We start from the raw sequence: 10,040 nt of genomic DNA, 5'->3' as shown, positions 1-10,040 counted from the left end.
AGCTGACTGATACTAATCGATCGAGGACTTAACCAAGTCATATGTATTATATGAAGGTGAACTCGTTTTTACTAAAAACTTCTTCTGTATTATCTAGTTTTGAGGGAATGATACCTCAAACTTAATAGTCTGGCAATAATGGCGAGAAGGTCACACCCGTTCCCATACCGAACACGGAAGTTAAGCTTCTCAGCGCCGATGGTAGTTGGGGGCTGTCCCCCTGTGAGAGTAGGACGTTGCCAGGCACCAAAAAAGACAACCTGATGAAGGTTGTCTTTTTTGGTGTTCGTGGATAAAGCAATGGCACATAAAAATAATAATGTGGAACATATAATTCTAAATTGAAACATAGAACAGATGAATTAGCTCATATATGGTTTAATATGGAACATAAAATTAAAAACCATTTAAAAGGTAACTTTATAAAAAAGCAATACACCTAATAATTCTCCTTTGGAAAAAAAGGGGATAATTGTTACTTAATCCAGAAATCTTCTAGGATTTTTTTTTCGCCAAAAGGGTATAGAAATATAAAATGGACTAATTTTGTTTTGTACATAAATTTTAAAATGGAAAATCAAACAGACAAAACGGAACATATTTGATGCAACATGGAACAAAAATTTTTAGTAAGAAAATTTTTCTCTTAATACACAATCTAGCTACTAGACCTTTGTAAAAATTGTGCTAAAGTGGGGGAAGGATATATAAAGGGGGTAATTATTTTGTTAGAGAATAGTTTTATGATGGTAGCCATAATCCTTGTTATCAATATTGTCTATGTCTCCTTTTTTACAATTAGAATGATCTTAACCTTAAAAGGACAACGGTATTTGGCTGCATTCCTCAGCATGATTGAAGTAGTTATCTATGTACTGGGCCTAGGCCTAGTGTTAAATAACTTAAATGAAATCCAGAACCTCATTGCGTATGCGGTGGGATATGGAATCGGTGTTGTAGTCGGAATGAAAATAGAGGAAAAGCTCGCACTTGGTTATATTACTGTCAATGTAATCACAACCGAGTATGATAAAAATTTACCTGGAATACTGCGGGAAAAGGGATATGGAGTGACAAACTGGGAAGCAAACGGGCTTGAAGGGGATCGGATGGCGATGCAAATCTTAACCCCGAGAAAATTTGAATTAAAGCTCTATGATACAATCAAGAATCTAGATCCAAAGGCATTTATTATTTCGTACGAACCCAAATCCATCCATGGGGGGTTCTGGGTCAAATCCGTGAAAAGAGGGAAATTATTTTCATGAGTCAAAAGAAGCAAAAAAAATTGCAATTTGAAGTTCAGGAAAATGAAACCATTGATGCATGCCTAGCACGAATGAAACAGCTGGGATATATCCCAATTAGAAGGCTTGAAAAGCCGATTTTTCAAGAAATCAAAAAGGGAAATGAAACCATTTTTGAGCCAATTGGCCGTCAAATTGTCTTTGAAGGGCAATTTAATGAGTAAAACACGAACAATATGGTGCTAACCAAATTTTATTGTTCGATATAATGGTTGACAGTTATTCGAATGGATTGTAAGATAAGTGAGTAGCAAATGACAAATAATCTTACCCTCGTATATCAATGGGAATAGGGCCCATAAGTTTCTACCCAATAACCGTAAATTATTGGACTATGAGGGAAAGTCAATATGTTCGGCAACAATACAGTTAGGGACAGCCCTTAACTTTGTTGACCTTTTCATCAAGATGCCCGGACAAATGGCTTTCTCTTTTAGAGGATGCTATTTGTCTGGGCTTTTTATTTGGCTAAAAGGGGGATGCGGCATGACGAATCTTGTTGGTGTCATCATGGGAAGCAAATCAGACTGGGAAACAATGAAACATGCCTGTGAAATATTAGAAGAACTTGAAATTGCATATGAAAAAAAGGTAGTTTCTGCGCATCGGACACCGGATTTAATGTTTACCTATGCGCAAGAAGCAAGAGATAGAGGTTTAAAGGTAATTATTGCAGGAGCAGGCGGTGCGGCACATCTCCCTGGAATGGTTGCAGCAAAAACAACGCTTCCTGTCATCGGGGTTCCGGTCCAATCAAAGGCCTTAAATGGTTTAGACTCCCTGCTTTCGATTGTGCAAATGCCGGGCGGAGTACCGGTGGCAACCGTTGCAATTGGTAAAGCAGGAGCAGTCAACGCAGGCCTTTTAGCTGCACAAATTTTAGCAACAGAAGATAGTGAACTAGCGAAAAAATTAGAAGCAAGACGCCATGCAATCAAGGAAGAAGTTCTAGAAAGCGGTGAGCAGCTTGTCTAACAAAATAATTTTACCGGGGTCGACAATTGGGATTATCGGCGGTGGTCAATTGGGAAGAATGATGGCCCTCTCGGCTAAGGCTCAAGGGTATCGAATCGCCGTCCTAGAGCCAACCTCAGACTCACCTTGTGGGCAAGTGGCAGATTTTGAAGTCATTGGAGCTTATGATGATCGTGAGGCTATTAGTAAATTAGCAGTAATCAGTGACGTTATAACTTATGAATTTGAAAACATTGATGCAGATACACTTGAATGGATTTGTGAACGTGCGTACGTTCCACAAGGACCGAAATTGCTGACAGTTACCCAGGATCGGATTAAGGAAAAGGCGGCAATCCAGCAGGCGGGTGTGGAAGTAGCACCGTATGAAATCATTAACAGTTTAGAGGATTTATTTTTAAAAATTCAAGCAATTGGCTATCCCGCTGTGTTGAAGACGGCAAGAGGCGGCTACGACGGAAAGGGACAGCTGGTCATAAAAGTTCAGCAGGACTTGCAAAAAGCGGAGGAACTCATCAAACAGGGTGCATGTGTGCTCGAAAAATGGATTCCCTTTGAAAAGGAAATATCGGTTATCGTCACACGCAAGCTTGATGGAGAAACAGCGATATTCCCTGTGGCAGAAAACATCCATCAGGACAATATATTGCATCAAACGATTGTTCCCGCCCGCATTTCGGAAGGTATCCAAGAAAATGCAATTCAAAAGGCAAAACAAATTGCGGATTCATTAAATTTAGTCGGAACACTTGCGGTTGAAATGTTTTTAACTAGTGATGGGACAATATATATCAATGAACTGGCTCCACGGCCTCATAATTCAGGACATTATTCGATTGAAGCCTGCGAGACGTCACAGTTTGAACAGCATGTACGTGCAATCTGCAATCTGCCTTTAGGAAGCACAAAGCTATTAAAATCAGTAGTTATGGTCAACCTATTAGGGGAGCATCTTGAAAGTATGTATGAGGAAATTCCGGGTATGAAAGACTGGAAGGTTCATCTTTACGGAAAAAAAGAACCAAAAATAAAACGTAAAATGGGACACGTAACAATTTTACGTGATAATGTAACAGAGGCCCTTACAGAAATTGAACAAAGCGGCATTTGGAAAGTAACAGAAAAGATCGGAGGATAAAACATGATTGATCGTTATACAAGACCGGAAATGGGTGCTATTTGGACAGAAGAAAATCGCTTTAATGCATGGCTTGAAGTGGAAATCCTTGCTTGCGAAGCTTGGTCAGAGCTTGGTGAAATTCCGAAGGAGGATGTAAAAAAGCTTCGCGAAAATGCCTCCTTCAATATCGACCGAATTAAAGAAATTGAAGAAGAAACTAGACACGATGTTGTAGCCTTTACCCGTGCTGTATCGGAAACTTTAGGAGAAGAACGCAAATGGGTTCATTACGGCTTAACCTCGACAGATGTGGTCGACACTGCTTTATCATATGTTTTAAAACAGGCCAATGCGATTTTACTAAAAGATATCGAAAACTTTGTAGAAATTTTAAAGAATAAAGCAAAAGAACACAAAATGACCGTTATGATGGGGCGTACCCATGGAGTTCATGCAGAACCTACTACTTTTGGATTAAAGCTTGCCCTTTGGTATGAGGAAATGAAACGGAATCTTGATCGCTTCAAGCAAGCTGCAGCGGGTGTTGAATTTGGTAAAATTTCCGGTGCTGTAGGAACCTATGCCAATATCAACCCATTTGTTGAACAATATGTGTGTGAAAAGCTTGGCATACAAAGAGCGCCAATCTCAACACAAACCCTGCAGCGCGACCGTCATGCTCACTATATGTCAACGATTGCTTTAATCGCCACTTCGATTGAAAAGTTTGCGGTTGAAGTTCGCGGCCTGCAAAAGAGTGAAACGCGTGAAGTTGAAGAATTTTTTGCGAAAGGGCAAAAGGGGTCATCAGCGATGCCGCATAAGCGGAACCCAATTGGTTCTGAAAACATGACGGGAATGGCTCGCGTGATTCGCGGCTATATGTTAACAGCCTACGAAAATGTTCCATTATGGCATGAACGTGATATTTCTCATTCATCTGCTGAAAGAGTTATTTTACCGGATGCGACAATCGCATTAAATTACATGTTGAACCGTTTCGGTAATATTATTAAAAACCTTACAGTTTATCCAGAAAATATGAAGCGCAATATGGATCGTACACTTGGATTAATTTATTCACAGCGTGTATTGCTTGCATTAATTGATAAAGGATTATCACGTGAAGAGGCTTACGATACCGTTCAGCCAAAAGCAATGGAAGCATGGGAAAAACAAGTGCCATTCCGTCAGTTGATTGAGGCTGAAACAAAAATCACCAGCCTTCTTAATGCGGAAGAAATTGCAGACTGTTTTGATTACAGCTATCACCTGCAGCATGTGGATACAATTTTTGACCGTTTAGGTTTGAACTAAAAAAATAAGGGGCTGCAGTTGGGCCCCCCTTTTACTAATAAAATTCCCAATATTGCAAAATTTGGAGGCGTTCCTGATGAAAGAACTTCTATACGAAGGAAAAGCGAAAAGAATTTATAAAACGGAAAATGACCAGGTTGTTTTAGTGGAATATAAAGATTCTGCAACTGCCTTTAATGGGCAAAAGAAAGCAGACATTACCGGTAAAGGGCGTTTAAATAATGAGATTACTAGTTTGCTATTTTTAAAGTTAAAAGAAAAGGGCATTGACTCTCATTTTATCGAGCGCGTATCGGAATTAGAACAACTTGTGAAAAAGGTTACTATTATCCCACTTGAAACAGTTGTCCGTAATGTTGCAGCAGGAAGCTTTTCCAAAAGACTGGGTGTTGAAGAAGGAACGCCGTTGAAGGCTCCAATTGTTGAATTTTACTTAAAAGATGATGAACTTGGCGACCCGCTTGTTACCGTCGACCATATTCTTGAATTGAATTTAGCTACAGAAGAAGAAATCAAGGTATTAAGAGAGAAGGCCTTAGAAGTTGATGCAGTTTTATCGAGCTTTTTCGAAGAATTGGGTATTCGTCTGATTGACTTTAAATTAGAGTTTGGAAAAGACACGGATGGGCAAATCCTGCTTGCCGATGAAATATCACCTGATACCTGCAGATTGTGGGAGAAAGAAACAAATAAAAAGCTCGATAAAGATGTATTCCGTCGGGACCTTGGAAGTTTAACAGATGCATATGAAAATATTTTAGCGAGATTGGGAGGACATCAGCATGTATAAAGTAAAGGTATTTGTCACATTAAGAGAGAGCGTATTAGATCCGCAAGGGAAAGCAGTAACAAATTCCTTACACTCTTTAAATTACAAGGAAGTGGCCGATGTCCGAATCGGTAAATATATGGAGTTAACAATTGAAAAGTCTGACCGTGATATTCATGAAGTAGTCAATGAGATTTGCACAAACCTTTTAGCAAACCCGGTTATTGAAGATTACCGTTATGAAGTAGAGGAGTGTGTGGCCCAGTGAAATTCGCAGTAATCGTTTTTCCAGGATCAAACTGTGATATTGACATGTTTCATGCGATTAAAGATGAACTTGGGGAAGAAGTTGAATACGTTTGGCATGATACAGAAAGCCTAGATGAATTTGATGGAATTTTACTTCCAGGCGGCTTTTCATACGGAGATTATTTGCGCTCAGGAGCCATTGCTCGATTCAGTAATGTCATGAAAGAGGTTGTGAAGGCGGCAAGAGCTGGCAAGCCGGTTATGGGTGTTTGTAACGGATTTCAAATTCTTTTGGAAGCAGGCTTGCTTCCGGGAGCAATGAGACGAAACGCGAGTTTATCCTTTATTTGTAAGCAAGTTGAATTAAAGGTTGAAAACAATCAAACGATGTTTACTTCTGATTTAGCTGCAGGAGAAACCATCACGATTCCAGTTGCACATGGTGAAGGAAATTACTATTGCGACGAGGAAACGCTGGCAAAGCTAAAGGCCAATAACCAAATCGTTTTTACCTACCAGGAAAATCCGAACGGAAGCTTAGAAAATATCGCTGGTATAATGAACGATAAAGGCAACGTATTAGGTATGATGCCGCACCCGGAAAGAGCTGTAGATGCTCTTTTAGGCAGTGCCGACGGGCTTAAATTGTTTCAATCGATTGTAAAGACTTGGAGGGAAGCACATGTTGTTAACGCGTGAACCAAATCCGAATGAGATTAAAGCGGAAAAAGTATATCAGCAAATGGGTTTGTCCGATGAAGAGTTTGCGTTGGTTGAAAAAATCCTTGGACGTACGCCAAATTATACAGAAACAGGCTTATTTTCGGTTATGTGGTCTGAACACTGCAGCTACAAAAATTCCAAGCCAGTATTGAAAAAATTCCCGATTACAGGTGAGCGTGTACTTCAGGGCCCTGGGGAAGGGGCAGGTATCGTTGATATCGGTGATAATCAGGCGGTTGTGTTTAAAATTGAAAGTCATAACCATCCTTCAGCTATCGAGCCATACCAAGGTGCAGCAACAGGTGTCGGCGGGATTATCCGTGACGTATTTTCAATGGGAGCACGTCCGATTGCGATGCTAAATTCTCTTCGTTTTGGAGAGTTAGATTCTGCACGTGTCCGCTATTTATTTAAAGAAGTTGTCGCTGGGATTGCCGGATACGGCAACTGTATCGGAATTCCAACTGTAGGCGGCGAAATTCAATTTGATCCATGCTATGAAGGAAATCCATTAGTCAATGCAATGTGTGTTGGTCTAATTGACCATAAGGATATTAAAAAAGGTCAGGCGCATGGCGAAGGAAACACGGTTATGTATGTCGGTGCAAAAACAGGCCGTGATGGAATCCATGGAGCTACCTTTGCGTCGGAGGAATTAACAGAGCAATCCAGTGAAGACCGCCCAGCTGTTCAGGTTGGCGATCCGTTTATGGAAAAACTGTTATTAGAAGCGTGTTTAGAGCTTATCCAATCTGATGCCCTTGTTGGTATTCAAGATATGGGTGCAGCAGGCCTGGTCAGTTCTTCAGCGGAAATGGCAAGTAAAGCCGGAATGGGAATTGAAATGAACTTGGATCTTGTTCCACAGCGTGAAACAGGAATGACTCCATATGAAATGATGCTTTCTGAATCACAAGAACGAATGCTCATTGTTGTAAAAAAGGGAAGAGAGCAAGAAATCGTTGATCTATTTAAAAAGTATGATTTAGATGCTGTCTCCATCGGTAAGGTTACAAGTGATAAGCAGCTTCGCTTGCTTCATAATGGTGAAATTGTTGCAGATGTGCCCGCAGACGCCTTAGCGGAAGATGCACCAGTTTACCATAAGCCATCAAAAGAACCTGGTTATTTTGCAGAGTTCCAAGTAATGGAGAATGAAATTCCTCAAGTAGAGGATTTGAAAGAAACGCTATTAAACCTTTTAAGTCAGCCAACGATTGCCAGCAAGGAATGGGTTTATGAGCAGTATGACCACATGGTCCGGACAAATACGGTTGTATCACCAGGCTCGGACGCAGCGGTAGTCAGAATTCGCGGTACACGTAAAGCTTTGGCCATGACAACGGATTGTAATTCACGTTATGTATATTTAGATCCGGAAATGGGCGGAAAAATTGCTGTTGCTGAAGCAGCCCGCAATATTGTTTGCTCAGGTGCCGAACCATTAGCGATTACCGATAACTTAAATTTCGGTAATCCGGAAAAACCTGAAGTTTTCTGGCAGATTGAAAAAGCAGCAGACGGCATGAGTGAAGCTTGCCGTGTTCTTGAGACACCGGTCATTGGTGGAAACGTCTCTTTATATAACGAAACAAGCGGAACAGCCATCTATCCAACACCGGTTGTTGGAATGGTCGGTTTAGTAACGGATCTTGATCATATTACAACACAAAATTTTAAAAACAGCGGAGATTTAATTTATCTTGTTGGAGAAACAAAAGATGAGTTTGGCGGTAGTGAGCTGCAAAAACTATTGAACGGAAAAGTTTTTGGCCGTGCCCCTGAGTTGAACGTTAAGATTGAGAAAGAAAGACAAAATAAAGTGCTCGCGGCAATCCGTGCGGGAGTGGTTGAATCAGCTCATGACCTTTCTGAAGGCGGCCTAGGAGTAGCTTTAGCAGAATGCCTTTTTGCCGACAATCAGCTTGGAGCAGAAGTGAGTATCACAGGAAATGCTGTATCAGCTTTGTTTAGTGAAACACAATCTCGTTTTCTATTAACAGTGAAAAAAGAAAATCAAACAGAGTTAGAGCGTTTAGTAGATGCAAAATTGATCGGGGAAGTAACCGATACAGCAACATTACAGGTATCAGGTGATAACGGCTTTGTATTTGAAGCTTCGGTGAACGAATTAAAAGCTGCTTGGAAAGGAGCTATCCCATGCTTGCTGAAATCAAGGGATTAAATGAAGAGTGCGGAGTTTTTGGAGTTTGGGGACATCAAGACGCGGCTCAGCTTGCTTATTACGCACTTCACAGTCTGCAGCACCGCGGACAAGAAGGTACCGGCATTGTTGTAACCGATGGTAAAGCACTTAAAGGCGTAAAAGGTGAAGGACTGGTTACGGAAATTTTTACTGCCGATGCAATGAAAGAATTAACAGGGAACGGGGCAATTGGTCACGTGCGTTATGCAACTGCTGGGGGCGGAGGATATGAAAATGTCCAGCCCCTGCTGTTCCATTCCCAAGTTGGAAGTCTTGCCCTTGCACACAATGGAAATCTCGTTAATGTTAATTCGCTTAAACATCAGCTGGAATCACAGGGAAGTATTTTTCAAACAAGTTCAGATACAGAGGTCTTGGCTCACTTGATGAAAAGAAGCGGTTATTCTGAATTGAAAGATCAGGCGAAAAACGCACTTTCCATGCTAAAAGGGGCTTATGCCTACTTGATCATGACCGAAACAGAATTATTAGTTGCGCTTGATCCGCATGGATTACGGCCACTATCGCTTGGCTGCCTTGGCGATGCTTATGTAGTAGCATCGGAAACCTGTGCATTTGATGTCATTGGGGCGGAATATATCCGTGATATTATGCCGGGAGAACTGCTCATCATTAATGATAATGGTATTGTCTCAGAACAATTTGCGGTGAGTTCTACAAAAGCTATTTGTATGATGGAATATATTTATTTTTCAAGACCTGATAGTGATATTCAAGGAATAAATGTTCATACAGCTCGGAAAAATCTTGGTAAGCAATTATTTAAAGAGGCCCCTATTGAAGCCGATGTTGTAACTGGGGTACCCGATTCAAGCATCTCTGCTGCGATTGGTTATGCGGAAGCCTCCGGTATCCCATACGAAATGGGGTTAATTAAAAACCGTTATGTTGGCAGAACGTTTATTCAGCCTTCACAATCGTTACGTGAGCAAGGGGTTAAAATGAAACTTTCACCGGTTCGCGGAGTTGTGGAAGGAAAACGGGTCGTCATGGTTGATGATTCAATCGTCCGCGGGACGACTAGCAGACGCATTGTCACTATGCTAAAAGATGCTGGAGCGACAGAAGTCCATGTTGTGATCAGCTCTCCACCAATAAAAAATCCATGTTTCTATGGAATTGATACATCAACAAAGGAAGAATTGATTGCTTCCGATAAATCAGTTGAGGAAATCAGAGAACTTATAGGAGCCGATTCGCTTACCTTCTTAAGCGTCGAAGGGATGGTTGAAGCAATTGGTAAAAAAGATGCGAACGGAACAGGCGGGTATTGCCTAGGCTGCTTTACAGGAAATTACCCGACAGAAATTTATCCGGATACACTTCAATACTATTACCAAAAGTAGATAGGGG

Annotated in this window: 10 protein-coding genes, 1 rRNA gene and 1 riboswitch; all 11 genes read left to right on the top strand. The window is 41.0% G+C overall.

Translation table 11 applies throughout. The features are described from left to right. The first annotated feature begins 128 nt into the window (after positions 1-128). The 11 genes from rrf to purF all read left to right on the top strand — a co-directional run bounded on the left by rrf (position 129) and on the right by purF (position 10,033). Positions 129-245 (top strand): 5S ribosomal RNA (rrf, locus tag E2K98_RS27695). Positions 246-743: 498 nt separating this feature from the next. Further along, the gene (locus tag E2K98_RS27690; RefSeq protein WP_372512742.1) at positions 744-1,268 is read left to right on the top strand and encodes a DUF2179 domain-containing protein; all 525 of its coding nucleotides are present in this window, start codon (positions 744-746) and stop codon (positions 1,266-1,268) included. Continuing rightward, positions 1,265-1,471: an NETI motif-containing protein gene (locus E2K98_RS27685; protein ID WP_133339899.1), complete on the top strand. Its 207-nt coding sequence runs from the start codon at positions 1,265-1,267 to the stop codon at positions 1,469-1,471. The genes E2K98_RS27690 and E2K98_RS27685 overlap by 4 nt, the downstream gene beginning before the upstream one ends. A gap of 89 nt (positions 1,472-1,560) precedes the next feature. Continuing rightward, positions 1,561-1,662, top strand: a riboswitch (purine riboswitch). 131 nt (positions 1,663-1,793) lie between these two features. After that, positions 1,794-2,282 (top strand): 5-(carboxyamino)imidazole ribonucleotide mutase, encoded by a 489-nt coding sequence (purE, locus tag E2K98_RS27680; protein WP_133339897.1) that lies wholly within the window; start codon positions 1,794-1,796, stop codon positions 2,280-2,282. Beyond that, a complete protein-coding gene (gene purK / locus E2K98_RS27675; RefSeq protein ID WP_133339895.1) occupies positions 2,275-3,420 on the top strand; it encodes a 5-(carboxyamino)imidazole ribonucleotide synthase in 1,146 nt (381 codons plus the stop codon). Before purE ends, purK begins: the two co-directional genes overlap by 8 nt. A gap of 3 nt (positions 3,421-3,423) precedes the next feature. Beyond that, positions 3,424-4,719, top strand: a complete 1,296-nt coding sequence (gene purB / locus E2K98_RS27670; RefSeq protein WP_133339893.1) for an adenylosuccinate lyase — start codon at positions 3,424-3,426, stop codon at positions 4,717-4,719. Positions 4,720-4,795: 76 nt separating this feature from the next. Then, a complete protein-coding gene (gene purC, locus E2K98_RS27665) occupies positions 4,796-5,509 on the top strand; it encodes a phosphoribosylaminoimidazolesuccinocarboxamide synthase (protein WP_372512568.1) in 714 nt (237 codons plus the stop codon). Beyond that, positions 5,502-5,756, top strand: coding sequence for a phosphoribosylformylglycinamidine synthase subunit PurS (gene purS / locus E2K98_RS27660; RefSeq protein ID WP_133339891.1), 255 nt, complete (start codon positions 5,502-5,504; stop codon positions 5,754-5,756). The genes purC and purS overlap by 8 nt, the downstream gene beginning before the upstream one ends. Beyond that, positions 5,753-6,436, top strand: a complete 684-nt coding sequence (purQ, locus tag E2K98_RS27655; RefSeq protein WP_133339889.1) for a phosphoribosylformylglycinamidine synthase subunit PurQ — start codon at positions 5,753-5,755, stop codon at positions 6,434-6,436. The genes purS and purQ overlap by 4 nt, the downstream gene beginning before the upstream one ends. Further along, on the top strand, positions 6,420-8,645 hold the full coding sequence (gene purL / locus E2K98_RS27650) for a phosphoribosylformylglycinamidine synthase subunit PurL (RefSeq protein ID WP_133339887.1): 2,226 nt from the start codon (positions 6,420-6,422) through the stop codon (positions 8,643-8,645). Before purQ ends, purL begins: the two co-directional genes overlap by 17 nt. Next, on the top strand, positions 8,621-10,033 hold the full coding sequence (gene purF, locus E2K98_RS27645; protein WP_133339885.1) for an amidophosphoribosyltransferase: 1,413 nt from the start codon (positions 8,621-8,623) through the stop codon (positions 10,031-10,033). Before purL ends, purF begins: the two co-directional genes overlap by 25 nt. Positions 10,034-10,040 lie beyond the last annotated feature (7 nt).

This window comes from Bacillus salipaludis, from assembly GCF_004358205.1.
Note: the sequence above shows the minus strand (reverse complement) of the source record. Positions and strands in the feature narration are given on the sequence as shown.